The sequence below is a fragment of the uncultured Eubacterium sp. genome (genome assembly GCF_937958975.1).
Taxonomy (GTDB): Bacteria; Bacillota; Clostridia; order Lachnospirales; family Lachnospiraceae; genus Eubacterium_G.
Genome location: NZ_CALGRE010000059.1, coordinates 1 through 17,225 on the forward strand (window position 1 = coordinate 1; position 17,225 = coordinate 17,225).

12 protein-coding genes are annotated in these 17,225 nt (G+C 37.6%); 2 read left to right on the plus strand and 10 right to left on the minus strand.

All coding sequences use genetic code 11. The features are described from left to right. Nucleotides 1–1,835 precede the first annotated feature (1,835 nt). The 10 genes from Q5O86_RS10745 to Q5O86_RS10790 form a co-directional block, all read right to left on the minus strand. Nucleotides 1,836–4,763, minus strand: a complete 2,928-nt coding sequence (locus tag Q5O86_RS10745) for a glycosyl hydrolase family 28-related protein (protein WP_302627150.1) — start codon at nt 4,761–4,763, stop codon at nt 1,836–1,838. Nucleotides 4,764–4,839: 76 nt separating this feature from the next. Next, on the minus strand, nt 4,840–7,482 hold the full coding sequence (locus Q5O86_RS10750) for a hypothetical protein (RefSeq protein WP_302627151.1): 2,643 nt from the start codon (nt 7,480–7,482) through the stop codon (nt 4,840–4,842). A gap of 53 nt (nt 7,483–7,535) precedes the next feature. Then, nucleotides 7,536–7,871 carry a cupin domain-containing protein gene (locus tag Q5O86_RS10755; protein ID WP_302627152.1) on the minus strand — a complete coding sequence of 112 codons (336 nt, stop codon included), beginning with the start codon at nt 7,869–7,871 and terminating at the stop codon, nt 7,536–7,538. Nucleotides 7,872–7,890: 19 nt separating this feature from the next. Further along, nucleotides 7,891–8,571, minus strand: a complete 681-nt coding sequence (locus tag Q5O86_RS10760) for a GTP pyrophosphokinase family protein (RefSeq protein WP_302627153.1) — start codon at nt 8,569–8,571, stop codon at nt 7,891–7,893. A gap of 11 nt (nt 8,572–8,582) precedes the next feature. After that, nucleotides 8,583–9,275, minus strand: coding sequence for a DUF554 domain-containing protein (locus Q5O86_RS10765; protein WP_302627154.1), 693 nt, complete (start codon nt 9,273–9,275; stop codon nt 8,583–8,585). A gap of 107 nt (nt 9,276–9,382) precedes the next feature. Continuing rightward, on the minus strand, nt 9,383–11,572 hold the full coding sequence (gene nrdD / locus Q5O86_RS10770) for an anaerobic ribonucleoside-triphosphate reductase (RefSeq protein ID WP_302627155.1): 2,190 nt from the start codon (nt 11,570–11,572) through the stop codon (nt 9,383–9,385). 120 nt (nt 11,573–11,692) lie between these two features. Next, nucleotides 11,693–13,084, minus strand: a complete 1,392-nt coding sequence (locus Q5O86_RS10775; RefSeq protein ID WP_302627156.1) for an MATE family efflux transporter — start codon at nt 13,082–13,084, stop codon at nt 11,693–11,695. A gap of 25 nt (nt 13,085–13,109) precedes the next feature. After that, nucleotides 13,110–13,871, minus strand: a complete 762-nt coding sequence (locus Q5O86_RS10780; protein WP_302627157.1) for an ABC transporter permease — start codon at nt 13,869–13,871, stop codon at nt 13,110–13,112. Nucleotides 13,872–13,917: 46 nt separating this feature from the next. After that, nucleotides 13,918–14,652, minus strand: a complete 735-nt coding sequence (locus Q5O86_RS10785; RefSeq protein WP_302627158.1) for an ABC transporter ATP-binding protein — start codon at nt 14,650–14,652, stop codon at nt 13,918–13,920. Then, a complete protein-coding gene (locus Q5O86_RS10790; RefSeq protein ID WP_302627159.1) occupies nt 14,652–14,873 on the minus strand; it encodes an AbrB/MazE/SpoVT family DNA-binding domain-containing protein in 222 nt (73 codons plus the stop codon). Before Q5O86_RS10790 ends, Q5O86_RS10785 begins: the two co-directional genes overlap by 1 nt. 232 nt (nt 14,874–15,105) lie before the next feature. On the opposite strand from Q5O86_RS10790, the gene Q5O86_RS10795 reads away from it, so the two are divergent. After that, nucleotides 15,106–16,638 (plus strand): 4Fe-4S dicluster domain-containing protein, encoded by a 1,533-nt coding sequence (locus Q5O86_RS10795; RefSeq protein ID WP_302627160.1) that lies wholly within the window; start codon nt 15,106–15,108, stop codon nt 16,636–16,638. Continuing rightward, complete coding sequence (locus tag Q5O86_RS10800; RefSeq protein WP_302627161.1) at nt 16,622–17,173, plus strand: ECF transporter S component; 552 nt, start codon at nt 16,622–16,624, stop codon at nt 17,171–17,173. Before Q5O86_RS10795 ends, Q5O86_RS10800 begins: the two co-directional genes overlap by 17 nt. The last annotated feature ends 52 nt before the right edge of the window (nt 17,174–17,225 follow it).

Sequence of the window (17,225 nt, forward strand, 5' to 3'; positions counted from 1 at the left end):
CGAGATCTACACTCTTTCCCTACACGACGCTCTTCCGATCTAACCGCATCACCCTGACCATTAATTACATGAGTAATCTGACCATGTCCATTTAATTTTACTGTCACCACATTGTGAAGTGCTATGCCTTTCTTGTCCGGTATTTCTGCACCACTGAATATTTCTATATCAGCATCCCTGTTATAACAGTAAATACCTATGCCGTATCCCTCAAAATTCTCTGCTTTGTCCCCTATCTTTAAGGATGCATATCCTTTTACTTTACCGTTGTGGCTCATATATTTATTCTGTTTTGGTGCATCATATGGCATCTCACTCTGATAGAAATATAACTTTCCTCCATTTCCATTCCAGATTGTCTGATATTCCTGAAAATGCTCTACGAACAGACCATACATTGTCACATTATCTCCATTAACAACAATACCGTTTGGAGCTGTGTTCACATCCCAGCCCACATTAGTGCTATGGTCTGCTCTCCATACCCAGAAATTATCTCCAATCACGTCATTGCTATGAATCGTCACACAGTTGCCTACTTTTCCTGCATACTTACCGCCGCCGACTCTAAAATATACATCGCTAAAGCATATCGGATTATCTTCATGAGAAACATTTGTCTTTTTATCTCCCACACTCAGAAGTGTCTCTGACTTCTTTTCTCCCGCATCTAAAAGGATTCCACTCACCTTGATTCCGGATACATCTGATGTCTCCATACATGCGTTTCCATTTACAGCCTCTAGTGTCGCCAATCCCATTCCATAAATAATCGTGTTTTCTCTTGTCACTTTCAAAGACTTATCTAATTTATAAATTCCCGGGGTGAGAAGAATATTTTTTCCATCCTTTAATGCCTGATTTATCGTATCCGCATTATCCTTTTCCGCTTGGGCAACATAAAATGTATTTAAACTATAAAAGGTTCCATTGACTCCATTCTCCCACGAAGTTCCATCACAATTAGTTCTCTGTGCCGGAACCATCACGCCAAATCCATTATTCTCGTCATAACATACATATGGCTTTTCCTGAATCTTTGGTGTTTTTTCCACTCTGGTATATGGAACATAAGGCCACATTCCTTTTGGAATTATAGAGGTTCTCACACCGGTAAACACCATATTCCACACGCCGCCTTCCCAGTATCCCCACTCATTATTTCTGCACAGATACTGTTGTTGGGAACCGGAAGATACGAGCCCATCAAACTTGCAGTCAGCCATAAATCCACCGCTGGACCAGCCTTCTCCATCACTTAAAACAATTCCGTCTTTTGAGTATACTCTTCTGAGTGACACTGCCTGCGAGTTTGCCCACATACAATATTCATTGATGCTAAAATTCTCTGCACCTCTCCAGAAATTACATGTAGCATTATGTGCCATCCATTCTGCATCTACCCACAGTTTATTAATATTTGTCTCTGTAGGCATAATTCCAAGTCCTAAAACCTGTGTATAATATCCCACCTTTACTTCTAAAGAAGTATCATAAGTCCCTGGCATAAACAATAAAGCATATCTCTCATCTCCAAACTGGTTCTGCTCCTGTTTTTCAAATACTTCATCTGCCTTATTTTGAATATCGTCAATATTATCCTCCGGTGAAAATACAAATACATTCTTTCCAAATATCGAAGAATCTTTTACAATCTCACCATTACTTTCATATTGAATATTATTTTTTATTTCTGTTGTCATTTCTTCTGTCGTTGTCTCCACATTTTTCTCTGTACCGGAATTTTTATTACAGCCGATTGCAAAAACTGCCATAACGAAAATCATTGTAACCACTAAATATTTTTTCATATAAACTCCTATCTCAAAAAACAATTATTCTTCTTTTACAATGTACACCCCATGTCTTCCGGTGACAAATAGCGTTTTTCTTTTTTCTCCACCGAAATCAAATGTGGTAGGTCTCTCATCCAACTTAATAACATCTACTAACTTTTTATTTTCATAAACTTTTATGTTGTCATCTCCGACATAAATTTTATCATTGAACTTTCTCACTTTATAATCCCCCTCCTCTATAATAGGAACAGGATTTGTCAAAAGTCCTTCTTTTGTAATATCGCACTGCCAAACTCTCTTATATAATTCATCAATAGAATATAATTTCCTTCCCGGTCTTGAACGGGACAGATTATTTGCCCGTATCAAATCATAGTGACATGGGATAATGGTTGTTCCATCTAATGCAAGAAATGCCTTTCCCGGATTGTACTGCACAACTTCATCAAAATCTGTGCTGTCGCGCCAACGGTTTCCCGGATATAATACTCTATTGGGTTCTAAATCACCAATGTTGATTTTGTGCAGCTTAACAATTTCTTTCTTATCGTTAACTGAAAATGCAACAATCTGTGCCTGAGAATTGTACCAAAATCCGTATGATGTGCCATAAGAATCCGGCGGTAACCGGTTGATGTTCGGTCTGCCGTTTAATGTGGCATCTTTCGGAATCGCATACTCTCCTATTACTACGATATTATCTCTTGTATCAAACCCTATTGAATTTATTTTATACGGAGATTCAAAATACATAGACATCTCCAGAGTCTTTCCGTCTATTCTATATATTTTCTTGTCCATGCTGTCTAGAAAATAGAAATTTCCTCTTCCATCACAGCATCCGCCGTCAGCAAATCGAAAGCCATTATATAAAAGTTCACTGTTGTACTTATTTTTGCTATCCAATGCAAACTCCACAACCGCCTTTTGATTTTTTACTTTTCTTGCTTCTTCTCTCCCTGTCACTGCAATGATTGCCGCCTGCCACGGTCTGACTTCCACACCGGTATTTACATCCAGAAGGAAATTGTCAATGGTATATTTCATCTGAGAATAATTATGTACGTTTAAAAATTTTATATTTTTACAATTCCATGTTTTTACACAATATGGAAACGGTTTCTGCACAAAAACAGTTCGAAAGCAGTATGTGGATGCAAATGTAATATTTTTACAATTGTGTAATTCAATTGGGATGGCAAACTCTCCCTCCGCTTTCTCTTCTTCACTCTGAAATCCGTATATTGTAATATTTTCCGCCTGAATCATTCTCAGCTCGCACCGGACATGATGCTCAAGAGATAAACAATATATTTTGGATGGCGTTTTTGTATTTTGAATCTGAACACCTGCGCTTGCATATGGACTGGCAGACCAGATATCCTTAAATATGCCACCCCCTCCATCACATATCATCAAACTTGGATATTGATAATCCCATATTCGTTCTAATTTTGCGTCTCGTGTTCTCCCCGCATCATAGGGCATCTCAAATTCTCCGGTGCCTTTTATAAGGTTTCCGTGCCCACCAAAGAACTTCACATCATTGATGTAAGCATTATTTTTTGCTCTCCATCTGACTCCACAGGCTCTCGGATTTCTTCCTCCGGTATTAATTCCGAGTCCAAACAGAATATTTTTTCCATTAGAACTGTCAATAAAAGGAGTCACTTTTCCAAAGCCTGTGAATTTTTCTGAGTTTTCTTTTAATATTAACTGTGTTGAAACGGGATTCATACCAATTAATGCAGTATTCTCTTTCAACTGAATCTGCCCCGAAAAAACATACTCTCCCTGCGGAAAATATATCGTCTCATATTGCTCTATCGCCTGCCTTAATGCCTCTGTATCATCGCTTTTTCCATCACCTTTAAGCCCTGCTTCCTTCGCATTCTTCCATGACTCCATAGATGGCAGCTTTGGCAAATCTGTCTTCAAAACAGAATAATCAATTTCCTTACTATAACGATATATCTCATCATGAAACTGTTTATCCGGCGCCGCATCACTTGCAACGATTCCATGAACATACTTTTTCAAAAAACACTGATAGTCTTCATTTACAATTTTCCTTCCGGTATCTTTATATTGCACAATATTTTCTACCGATTTCAACTGACAGTTTCTTATATTAATCTGTGTCAGAGTATTGTTTTCCTGCGCAATGTGAAGAAAGCAGTTCATATCATCAAAAATACTGTCTTCTATAACTAATTTCTCAAAATACCCCTCTTCCACATCAATAAATTTTGACGTGTTAACACTGTGGGTTCTGATAATATTTAATCCTGCCTCTCTCGTCTTAATCGCAGCAACTGCCTGTCCATAAAATCTGGTATCTACCATAACAAAAGGCCATCCCGGAGAACATTTTGTCGTAATAATTCCATACCTGCCACCATTAATATACACATCTTCCATTTCATTTCCTACATCATAAATTCCAGCCATTCCTGATGCTACATGGATATCGATATGGTTGATAAAACAATGCTGTGCATAATGTGTACGAAAGGCAACAGCATATGGATTTCCTTTTCCTAAGCTGACATTAATATTAGATATTGCACTATAAAATGTACCCGGATTTGCATCTTGGATTTTTGTCTCATCCTCCTGCATCATATTCACAAACCAGAAAAGATATTGAAAGCCACCTTTCTGTTCCGGATGTTCTATATCAAATCCCTCTGCATTATCCTTTAAGATAAATTCAGGTCTGTTTTTCCCATACCCAATCATCCTAACCGCCTTTGGCATATAAATGGTTCTGCTCAACAAGTATTTTCCTTCAGGTACGAAAAGAACACCATATCCGTCCTGTTTGACAACAGAATAGATGGCTCTCTGCAACTCCTCACTGACATCTCTAGTGCCGTCACTGCTGATGTCAAAAAACTCTTCCGTAAAATAGACCGCATTTTCATCAGTCATCTTTTCTTTATAAAATGATACTCCGTTCATGCATATACCCCTTTATATATGTTATGAATCGATTTTATCAAATGAACAATCGATACGCAATTTAAAACTATTTCAATTATTTATTACTCAGTGAATTATAGTATCTCTGTGCTTTCGTAATCCACCAATAGTCATCTCCCGGCGGAGTTCCCACTGCATCTGTACTGGAACCTACACCCGCTCCAAACAAAATACAGGTGACTCCGGCATCCTCAGTCTCCTTCATATGAGATTCATATGTAATCGTATCTCCGTTAACCGAAACCTTACTGTCATTCCACAAATTCGTAGAAAAATAGCGCATTCTCTCAGGTGTTCCCGGAGTAAATGTATCGCCAAAGAAATATGTAGGTGCTGAGTCCTCATAATTTTGTTCTTTATTTGTCAAATCCGTAAACAAACCACCTGTATATGGATTCGTTGCCAGTGAATGATTGAGATGCCCTACCGGTATCTGCCACAATGTCACAGGAAATCCCGTTGTCTCATGTAGACTCTTTGTATAATACAGATAGTTATTCCACAAATCACTGTTCCATAACCATTTTGAACCTGCCGGATTTTCCGCAGCACCTGCTTCATGTGCCCCGTCTAAACCATATTTATCTATAGAAATAAAATCTGCACCATACGCTAAAATACCTGCCTGCATATAATAATTAGCAGTCTCTCTTGCCGCATTTTTAATAAAATCTCTTCCTCTGTCAAATCCCATTGTCTCTGTGGCATGCATTAAACCTGCCGACGGCACTCCATTGCTATAACTCCATGTATTAAACTGCCACCCAAAATGTGCGTTTGGATATTTTGTGCTAATAATATAGTTCACAGACTCAACAAGTCCTTTTACCGTATTTGGGAAATCCGGATCAACTCCTTTTTTCAAAATTCCCGAAGTATATACTGTTTCCACGCCCACAGCTGCTATCCTGTCCGGCGTTGTTCCCGAATTTTGCATCATGTATCCAAGAAAATCCGGCTCAAGAATGATTCCTACGTTCTCTCCACAATCATATTTATCGCAAGTTTCAAGGAAAAATAATAAATCTTTATAATATGCTTCCATATATGTTTTATCATTCACATGCTTCATATCTACATCATAACTTTCTGCATCATCCGGTATATTATAATATACAAAATATGGTACGATGCCGAGCTTTAGACTCTCCGTTATAAAAGATTTTACACGTTTTTCCGGCTCGTCCCCACTCCATGACTGCCAGCCGCTTATTGGTCCTCCATTGATATAAATATATCTCACATCCATTCGTTTGTTTGTATCATCATTTGCAGTGGACTTCCAAAACTTCAAGTCTCCGTCAGAATCTTCTGAAACCTGTCCAACCGCCAGATACGAAGGCATCGCAGCAAGGGAACCATTTTTCTCTCTTACCCTGACACCAAAATATCTGACTTCACCTGTTTTATTTTCTATTAATTTAATTCCACTTCTTCCTCCACAAGATGCCTCTAGTTTTAGCTTGTTTCCATCAACAATACTTGCTTTTACTGAAGATTTATTACTGGAAATAACAGAAAACTCAGGATTTTCCGTCTCACTGTAATCAATTTCAAATATATCTGTTCCCTGAGACATAATATATTGGTTGGCTAACTCATCATCATCTATTTTTTCCAAAATAAGCTTTGACGTGTTTTTGCTGCCTACATTTAAATTTATTTCATCACTGCTTGTCTTTCCAAATTTGTTATATATATCAACATAGTAATAATATGTTCCGGGAATCGTCTTTCCTGTAATATGAATAGAAAATGTCTGAGCATTTGGTGTATCATCGTTCAATGCTCCCTGTGCAGCTGCCTTATATGTACCAAGCTTCCCCTTTTTCTCATATAACACATAATATGTCGCATTATTTCCATACCACATATTGGATGTTATCGTGTAATCACCATCCGTATCCCATTGGTCATGACTGAGTGTAGGCTTTACCGGTACTCCACCTGCCTTATCTGAATCCGGAACCTGAACGACAAACTCTGTAGTAACCTCTTCCTTTTTTGTGGTAATTTCCTCTTTCTCAGTTACCTCTTCTGTGCTGACTTCCTCTGCTGCGGTTGTTTGGTCCGGTTTCACAATAATTTGTCCCCAATTATAATCCACCGGTTTGTAAGTAGGATTTACCTTACTTAAAATCTCATTAAATAAATAGTCATGCCCGGAAGCATTGTTCATTTTTGTTTCCTGATACAGCGTGTCTGCTATCTTATATATAGATGTATCAATAATCCGGCTATACATACAACTTCCATCTGCCAATTTTATGTATGCTCTCACCTTTATCGGGTTTGTATAAAAATCTGTTCTCTTAATCAGCTGCATCGTCATCACATAGCTTTCAGCTGTCTTACAATCAGAAAAAAGCTTACTGCTTTTTCCAAACTCTGTAGCGCTATAATTTTTTACATACTTACTGTTGCTTGTGACAGTCATATCACTGTCCCTTACATTTGAAGTAATTCCATATATCAATCCTTTTTCTACGACAGTTTCTCCCGGATTATTTACAGAATATACTGTTCTAAAGCCTTCCACCGTCACACTCATTTGGAAACCGTTAATTTCCACAAATGTTTCACTTTCACTATTCTCTGCAAATATAACATTCGATGTTCCAATAATTACAGATAACATAACTAACGCAATCACTACCACCCGAACTATGCTGTTTTTCGCGTTCATAACCTTATTCATTTTACAATCCCTCCCAAAAATTTTCCGCCAAGCCGATTTTATGCGGATATTACTTATCTCTCATGCACAGGTACTACTGCAAATATTATTAAGTCCTCCGTACCGTTATTTTTCATTCCATGAGTATGCCCTTTCGGACAATAATGGCACATACCGGGTTTCAAAATTTCGGTCTCCCCATCTATTGTTACTGTTGCCTCCCCCGAAACACAGTAAACCTCCTCACTATTTTTCTCATGCGTGTGAAGACCAATAGATGCCCCCGGCACTAATGTTCCATAAAGAATTTTTACATTCTCATCTACAAACATTTTCGCCTTTGTGTCTTTTTCTCCTCCATTAAAATGATGAAGCACTGTTTCTTCCATCTCATTAAAATCAAAAATCATTACTTTACCCTCCTTCCTTTTATCTCTTTTCTAATCGATTTTTGATATTTTCCATCTTATCATCAAGACTCGCACTTATTTCTGCGCATTCTGTCAAATCTATTGCCAGCTGCTCTAATAATTCCGGAGCAATATCTTTTTTATATCGTAATTTATGTTCTAAACTTGCCCAAAAATCCATTGCTATCGTTCTAAGCTGTACCTCAACCTTCATAGGTCTTTTTTCATCCTCTAAAAAAATAGGTACCTCAACAATTAAATGCAGGCTTCTATAACCGCTTTCTTTTGGATTTTCTATATAATCCTTTTTCTCAACCAATATGATGTCATCCTGCTGCAATAGACATTTTGCTAATTTATAAATATCCTTTTTAAAAGAACAGATAACTCTTATTCCCGCAATATCTGTTATATTTTCCTCAATTGCATCCGTTGTAAAGGGTAACCCCTTCTTTTTCATTTTCCTCATAATACTTTCCGGAGATTTCAATCGGGTCTTTATTGTTTCAATAGGATTTGCATCGTACCTTAAGGAGAACTGTTCATCCAAAACTTTAAATTTTGTCTCCACCTCCATAATGGCACATTTATAATAGGACATCAGCTTCATATACGGCAGCTGACCCTCCTTAAACTTTTCAATCACCGGACTCTTTGTTACTTCTCTCATCAAATAGTTTCTTAACTGTTTTATTATCATATCATTCTCCTTTATTGAAGCATTGCCAAAATTGCCACTACGACTATCGGGACAAACAACGCAGGGATATAATTTAAGGTTTTTAAATCTTTTATTTTTAGAATAGACATACCGGTACTTGCAATCAGAAACCCTCCTACAATAGACATTTCTGTAATCATATCTGTTGAAATAACATCACCCGCCAAATATGCCACTAAATAAATAGCTCCCTGCCAACAAAATAATATCGGCGCCGCACTCATGATAATCAATCCATATGTAGAAGCGAGAACTACTGATGTTACAAAATCTAATGTAGCATTTGTAATCAGGTATGTGTAGTCACCCGTAAGCGCCGCATTGATTGGTCCCACAATCGAAAGTGTTCCGATACAAAAAATCAATACTCCGGTAATCACACCTTGAACAGGACTATTTTCTTTTTCCTTTAGGGAATATCCCACAGACAGCCTGTCCACTCTTCCCTGAAGATTCAATGCTGTTCCAATCAGACCTCCCACTGCCAGACTTACAATAAATAAAACCGGATAATTGCTCTTTGGCATATTCTGACAAATTGCATTTATTCCTATACCAAATGCTGCAAATCCCATTGCATCAAACAAAACTGTCTGATATTTTTCTTTCAATCCTTCGTGTATTACACTTCCCACAATACTACCCAAAAGAATCGTACATGTGTTTAAAATTGTTCCTATCATTTCCTTTATCTCCGTACCAAATTTATTTTTCATTATAACATTAAATGTAATATAAAAAAAGAAGCTGTTTATCATAACAGCTTCTTTTTAATCAATTTTTATCCACTTTATAAATGAAGTACCCTGTCCTTAATTTCCTGTGTTCTTCCCTGATTCCAAAATTGTGTTCCTATATAACCGCAGGTTCTTCTTGCCACACTCATCTTATCCTGATTTCTGTTACCACAGCTTGGACATTCCCATAGAAGTTTTCCCGACTCTTCGTCAGAAACAATCTGAATTTCACCATTGTAGCCGCAACACTCACAATAGTCAGACTTTGTATTCAATTCCGCATACATAATATTATCATAAATAAATTTCATGACCTCAATAACTGCTTCGATATTATCCTGAAGATTTGGAACCTCGACATAACTGATGGCACCGCCCGGAGACAATTTCTGAAACTCTGACTCAAATTTCAATTTGCTAAAAGCATCAATCTCCTCTGTAACGTGAACGTGATAGCTGTTCGTAATGTAATTTCTGTCAGTAACTCCTTTTATAACTCCAAATCTCTTCTGAAGACATTTGGCAAACTTATATGTAGTGGACTCCATTGGGGTTCCATATACAGAATAACTAATATTTTCTGCCGCCTTCCATTCTGCACACTTATCATTTAACCGCTTCATAACTTTTAAGGCAAATGGCTTTGCCTCAGGGTCTGTATGTGATTTGCCGGTCATTCTCACACACATTTCATAAAGACCTGCATAACCAAGCGAAATCGTAGAATATCCGTCAAAAAGCAGTTTATCTATTGTCTCACCCTTTTTCAAACGTGAGAGCGCTCCATTCTGCCATAAAATCGGTGCAACATCTGACGGTGTTCCGAGAAGTCTCTCGTGTCTGCATCTGAGTGCCCTATGACACAGTTCCAATCTCTCATCCAGAATCTTCCAGAATAAATCCATATCCCCATTGGAAGAACATGCAACATCCACAAGATTTATTGTCACAACGCCCTGATTAAATCTTCCATAAAATTTATTACTGCCATCCGGATTTCTCTGGCTATCCTCTACTGTAAGGAAAGAACGACATCCCATACAGGTATATACATTGCCATTCTTCATTTCTTTCATAACCTTAGCAGATATATAATCCGGAACCATTCTCTTAGATGTACACTGTGCAGCTAACTGTGTAAGATGCCAGTATTTGGAATCCGGAGTAACATTATCTTCGTCCAATACATAAATAATCTTTGGAAATGCAGGGGTAATCCATACACCCTTTTCATTTTTTACTCCCTGAATCCTCTGTTTTAAAACTTCTTCAATCAGTGTTGCAAGGTCATCTCTCGTCTGTCCCTCCGGAACTTCGTCTAAATACATAAACATAGTGACAAACGGCGCCTGACCATTACATGTCATAAGGGTAATCAGCTGATACTGAATGGTCTGTATTCCCCTGTTAATCTCGTCTTTTAATCTTCTCTCAACAATTTTTGAAATCTGCTCTTCTGAATAATCCAGACCGATTTCCTCTTTCTCCGCTAAAACCTCTTTTGTAATTTTTTCTCTGCTGGTCTGTACAAACGGAGCTAAATGTCCCAGCGAAAACGACTGTCCACCGTATTGGTTACTTGCAACCTGTGCAACAATCTGTGTGGTTACATTACACGCCGTATAAAAGCTATGTGGTGTATCAATTTTTGTCTCTGAAATACATGTTCCATTCTGCAACATGTCTTCTAAATTAATCAAATCACAGTTGTGCTCCTTCTGAGCAAAATAATCTGAATCATGAAAATGAATAATTCCCTGCTCATGAGCCTGTACAATTTCTTCCGGGAGTAATATACGTTTTGTTAAATCTTTGCTCACTTCACCTGCCATATAATCTCTCTGTGTAGAATTTATTGTAGGGTTTTTATTAGAATTTTCCTGCTTTACTTCCTCATTAATCTGCTCCAAAAGAGATAAAATACCATCATCTGTAGTATTTGCCTTACGGGCAAGCTCTCTGGTATATCTATATCTAACATATTTCTGCGCAACCTCATAGCCGCGCATTTCCATAATTCCACGCTCAACCATATCCTGAATATCTTCCACGGCAACAGCATGGTTTGATTTTTCAATCTGGTCTACGATAATTTCTCCGACAGCAGCAATCTGGTATTCGTTTAGTTTATGTATCGGTGCGATTTCATTGTTTGCTTTTCTTATTGCATTTAAAATTTTGTTGACATCAAAAGAAACTTCTTCTCCATTTCGTTTAATAACTTTTCTTATTTTTACATCCATTTCCTTTTCCTCTCCCGTTCAAAGTAGATAACACTATATCTTGTTAAACCTTTTGAATTATAACACAATATATTCTATTTTGTACAGTGATAAATGCCACATTTATGAAAAATATATTTTCTATTTTAGTTTTTTAAACACACCTCTAATTACAATAAGGGACAATACTGCCGCAAGAAAATCCGACACCGGCGCCACATACAGGATTCCATCAATTCCCAAAAACCCGAGTTTCTGAAAAACCAAAGGAAAAACTACCATGAGTGGTATAAAACATATTACCTGTCTTGTCAGTGACAAAAAGGTTCCCTTATTCGGCTCCCCAATTACCGTACAAAATGTTGACGTAATCGGCTGTATTCCATTTAAGAATGTCATAAACAAGAATATTCTAAAGAAATTTTCTGCAAACTGAAAATATTCCGCACTTCCCGAACCAAATATACTGATAATCTGTCTTGGGAAAAGCTGAAAGACGATAAATGCAATCACAGAAACTGTAGTATTGCATATTACTGCCAGCTTATATGTTTTTTTGACTCTGTCAAACTTTCCTGCACCTCTGTTAAAGCTCGCAATCGGCTGTATTCCCTGAGCCACACCAATGCACACAGAAAAATAAACCTGATTTACTTTCATAACAATTCCGGTACAGGCCAATGGAATATCCGCACCGTAAGAACTCAATGCACCATAATATGTCAACGATTTATTCATTACTACCTGTACAAACATAATCGCCAACTGATTGAGACACTGCGCCATACCGAGATGTGCTGCTCTGGCAATTACCTTTATCTGTGGTATAAAATGCTGTTTTTTTAATTTTATTGTCTTAAAATGAAGCAAATACCAAATTACCATAAGGCAGGCTAAAAATTGCCCAATAATTGTAGCTATGGCAGCGCCCATCATTTCCCAACCAAATACCATGACAAACAAATAGTCCAGTATTACATTGACAAACGCTCCAACCAGGTTGCATGCCATTGAAAATTTGGGACTTCCATCTGCTCTTACCAGATGAGAACCGCCCGCCGATACAATAGCAAAAGGAAAGCCTATTGCTATGTATTTTGTATATTCCATTGCATATGGAAGAATTGACTCTGTTGAGCCAAAAAATAGCAGCAGCGGCTTCATTGCAACACTGCTGATTACAGCTAAAATAACACCGATAATTGCCATCATAATAGCGCTGTTACCAATAAAATAAGGTGCCTTTTCCTTTTCTCCTGCACCTAAGTTCAAATTAAAACCGGATGCTCCACCGATACCAAATGCCAATGCCGTTGCTATGCATAATGTAGTGAGTGGAAATGCAACATTTGTAGCCGCATTTCCCAATTCTCCTACAGTCTGTCCTATAAATATCTGGTCGACAATATTATACAGCGACATAACAAGCATAGATATAATACTCGGCACTGCAAACTTTCTTAATAATTTTCCGACAGGTTGTGTTCCAAGCGGATTTTCTGTTTCTGTTCTTTCTTCATATGTTTTTGTCATTTTACTTAATCCTCATTAGACCCTGTTATTTTTGGTCACTTTTCATTTTTCTTCTAAATATTATTATTGCCAAAAAATATAATACAACCCCATACACCAAAATTTCAACTAAAAATTTCAAAAAATTATTGTAATCTCCCAAAAATGTACTCCGTGCCACACTGACTCCGGGTAAGAATGGTAATAGCTCACACACTTTTAAAAATGTGCCGCCCATCATTTCTACCGGCATCCAGATTCCGCCTAACATTCCTGCTCCTGTAATTATAATAGAACAAATACCCGGAGCCGATTTATCAGACAACAGTGTTCCGAATAAAATTCCAAACCCAATATACATAAATGCCGATGGCAAAAGTACAAGAATACAGAGAAGCATTCCCGATAAACTCAGATTTACCCCTGTAATTTTGCCTATAATAATAGCGGCAGCAAAAGTGATAAACTGCTGTGCAATAGACAAAATAATTACAGGAACCGTATATCCCAAAATAAAATCTGCCGGTTTCATCGGGCTGGCATACAGTCTCGTCATAAATGATGTCGTCCTGTCTTTTGACACCTGAAGAGACGTAAATAACATGACAAATGTCAAACCAAACACAGCGACTCCCGGCGCCAAATTGTCAATTCTAAATATTGCCACTCCCGCTTCTTCCGGCAAACTATTATATACCATCGTCATAATCATCAACATAACCATAGGAAAACCCAGACAAAAGATGTAACTCAGCGGGTCTCTCAATAATTCTTTCATCGTCCTTTTTCCATATATAACCGCTCTCATTTTTTTCCTCCTAATAAATTACACATTATTATCTTTGTAGAAATCTTTATAATTCATTTAACTTTTCTACCACAGTGACAAATACTTCTTCTAATGTATCTTTTTTGTATTTCTCCTTAAGCTCCTCTACCGTTCCAATATCCTTTATCTCACCCTGAACCATGATTGCCACTTTATCAGAAAGCGCTTCTGCCTCTTCCATATAATGTGTTGTCAGAACAATTGTAGTATTTTCTTTTAATATATTTATAGTCTTCCATAATTCACGTCTTGCCAGCACATCCAATCCAAGTGTCGGTTCATCCAGAAATAGAACTTTTGGCTTTGTAATAGTAGCCATAGCAATACTTACTTTTCTCTGATATCCACCGGAAAGTTTACCTGCTCTTGTATCTAAGACCTCTTCCAGCCCAAACTGCTGCGTGATAATCTTCAGATTACTCCTGACATCTTCCTTTTTCATTCCATATATTTCTGCCATAAACTGAAGATTTTCTTTTACCGTAAGATTTGGCGCAATAGCGGTCTCCTGAGTTGAAATATTTATAACCGGCTTGACCTCTTCTATTTCATTATGAACATCATACCCCAAAATCGTAGCATTTCCTGATGTAGCTTTTGACAAACCGGATAATATTCTTATTGTCGTCGTCTTTCCTGCTCCATTTACCCCAAGAAGCGAAAAGATTCCATTTTCAGCCACCTGAAAAGAAATATTATTGACAACTGTTTTTTCTCCATATTTTTTAGTAAGATGGTTAATTTCAATTGCATTCTCCATTATTTTTCTCCTTCATCATGAAATATTTTGCCAAACAAATTTGCAAATGTAGATTTCGGTGGTATCGCAATCCCTTTTTTATCGTCAGCTAACAACATCAATGTATCCCCCGGATGAATCTCAAACATTTCTCTCGCATCCTTTGGAATTACAATCTGTCCTTTTTCTCCTACTTTGACCGTCCATGCACCCTTTCCTTTTGGAACATCTTTTGCTTTCATTTTGTTCTCCTTCTATTCATATTTGTATAACTGGTATAACTTTTCTAACTTTTATTCTATCAGATACATTCCAAAATACAAGCTGCTGTTTTTACTTTTTTAATATTTCGCCTTTATCTTTGTTAAAAAATTAACTTGTTTTTGCTTGTGCTTCATTAAAAAACTATGTTATAATTCAAAAGTCTTTTATAATGTACAACATGTCTTTAATATAAATTAGAACGGAGAATATATGAGAGGAATTTATTCAAATAAAACCGAGATACGTCATAAGGTTTTTACAGAAGTTGCCAGAATGGCATTTGAAGGCGGCGACTTTACAAGAATTGAAGAACTGCCTTACAAAATTATTCCGGGTGAAATAGGAAAATATTATAATAATGTTTTTCTTGAACGTGCGATTGTCGGAGAACGTCTTCGTGCTACAATCGGACTCCCTATACGAAAAATGTCTGTACATGCTCCTCTTTCCGACGGAATTGATGCAAGTGCAATTGACGAGAAATATTATGACCCTCCACTAATCAATATTATAAAATTCGCATGTCATGCATGCCCTGAAAAGAAAATATTTGTTACCAATGGATGTCAGGGATGTATTGAGCATCCATGCGTTGAAGTTTGCCCTAAGGGCGCAATTCATATGGAAAACGGTCATTCGGTTATTGAACAGGATAAATGTATTAAATGTGGCAAATGTTTAAATGCCTGCCCTTATAATGCTATTATCAAACAGGAACGTCCCTGTGCTGCCGCCTGTGGGATGAATGCAATTAAATCTGACGAATATGGCAGGGCAGATATTGATTACGACCTCTGCGTCTCCTGCGGTATGTGTCTGGTAAGCTGTCCTTTTAGCGCTATTGTAGATAAAAGCCAGATTTTTCAGACTGTTTTGGCACTAAAAAGTGACACTCCTATATATGCAGCCATTGCTCCTTCTTTTATTAAACAATTTGGTGACAACGTAACGCCTGCAATGGTTCGTGCCGCTCTGAAAGCCGTAGGATTTGAGGAGATGGAAGAAGTTGCCATTGGCGCTGACCTATGTGCAATTCAGGAAGCCGTAGATTTTATGAAAGAAGTTCCGGCAAAACATTCTTGGATGGGAACATCATGCTGTCCGGCATGGTCTGTTATGGCAAAGAAAACCTTTCCGGAATATGCCGACCATATTTCTATGACGCTCACGCCAATGGTCCTGACCGGGCGTATGATAAAGAAACGCCATCCGGACTGTAAAGTAGTATTTATTGGACCGTGTGCCGCCAAGAAATTAGAAGCGAGTCGTCGCTCCGTGAGAAGTGATATAGATTTTGTTTTAACATTTGAAGAAATGATGGGAATTTTTGACGCAAAGGGCGTAGACTTTAATAACCTTGAAGTAGAAGAATTGAGACAGACATCCAGTTCTCTCGGAAAAGGATTCGCTGCCAGCGGTGGTGTTGCAGAAGCCGTAGTGAATGTTCTGCATTGTATTGAACCGGATATGGAAGTTAAAACCGTCAAAGCAGAGGGGCTGGTAGAGTGTAAAAAAATGCTTGCTATGGCAAAAGCCGGAAAATATGACGGTTATTTGTTAGAGGGTATGGCATGTCCGGGCGGTTGTGTCGGAGGTGCAGGAGTATTATCCGATGTGCGCAAGGCCACAATTGGTTTAGAACAGGATAAAGCAAAATCTGAAATAAAGAAACCTTCTCAATCAGATTACTTAAAATATTTACATTTAATAACAAAGGAGGAATTGTATGAAGATGAAAACTAGAACTATTACTGTAACCGCAGTAATGATTGCACTCTGTATTATAGTGCAGTTTTTTAAAACACCTTCATTTATGTATTCTATTTATGTAACCGGGGGTTTAATCAACGCAATTCTTATTATTGATACTCTGTATTGCGGCTTAGTCAGTGGTATTATTGTTGATTTTATTACACCTATCACTGCCTTTATCGTGACGGGCGCTCCGGTTATCGCAGCCGTTCCAATGATTTTGCCATGCATTATGATTGGAAATGCAGCTATTGTTCTTTTTGCATGGTTTGTAAGATGCAAAAAACTTGAACTGAATATTCTACCAATCAGTCTTGTTGCCGGCTCTTTTGCCAAATGGGGTGTGATGACGCTTCTGATTGTAAAATGGGTTCTTCCGACATTTGGAAAGAACCTGGGTACAGCAGCCTATCATACTGCCGCTGTTACATATTCTACCACACAGCTTATTGCAGCACTTGTTGGAACAGCTCTGGCATGTATTATATGGCCGATTGCCAGACTCGGTATTAAACGAAATAGATAATCAAAAAAATCAACTGTCCTCATAGGTCAGTTGATTTTTTTGATTATTCTCT

Excerpts from the sequence above, each read along its gene's own strand:
- Q5O86_RS10745 (WP_302627150.1), bottom strand. The coding sequence starts at position 4,763 with ATGAACGGAGTATCATTTTATAAAGAAAAGATGACTGATGAAAATGCG.
- Q5O86_RS10750 (WP_302627151.1), bottom strand. The coding sequence starts at position 7,482 with ATGAATAAGGTTATGAACGCGAAAAACAGCATAGTTCGGGTGGTAGTG.
- Q5O86_RS10755 (WP_302627152.1), bottom strand. The coding sequence starts at position 7,871 with ATGATTTTTGATTTTAATGAGATGGAAGAAACAGTGCTTCATCATTTT.
- Q5O86_RS10760 (WP_302627153.1), bottom strand. The coding sequence starts at position 8,571 with ATGATAATAAAACAGTTAAGAAACTATTTGATGAGAGAAGTAACAAAG.
- Q5O86_RS10765 (WP_302627154.1), bottom strand. The coding sequence starts at position 9,275 with ATGATAGGAACAATTTTAAACACATGTACGATTCTTTTGGGTAGTATT.
- nrdD (WP_302627155.1), bottom strand. The coding sequence starts at position 11,572 with ATGGATGTAAAAATAAGAAAAGTTATTAAACGAAATGGAGAAGAAGTT.
- Q5O86_RS10775 (WP_302627156.1), bottom strand. The coding sequence starts at position 13,084 with ATGACAAAAACATATGAAGAAAGAACAGAAACAGAAAATCCGCTTGGA.
- Q5O86_RS10780 (WP_302627157.1), bottom strand. The coding sequence starts at position 13,871 with ATGAGAGCGGTTATATATGGAAAAAGGACGATGAAAGAATTATTGAGA.
- Q5O86_RS10785 (WP_302627158.1), bottom strand. The coding sequence starts at position 14,652 with ATGGAGAATGCAATTGAAATTAACCATCTTACTAAAAAATATGGAGAA.
- Q5O86_RS10790 (WP_302627159.1), bottom strand. The coding sequence starts at position 14,873 with ATGAAAGCAAAAGATGTTCCAAAAGGAAAGGGTGCATGGACGGTCAAA.
- Q5O86_RS10795 (WP_302627160.1), top strand. The coding sequence starts at position 15,106 with ATGAGAGGAATTTATTCAAATAAAACCGAGATACGTCATAAGGTTTTT.
- Q5O86_RS10800 (WP_302627161.1), top strand. The coding sequence starts at position 16,622 with ATGAAGATGAAAACTAGAACTATTACTGTAACCGCAGTAATGATTGCA.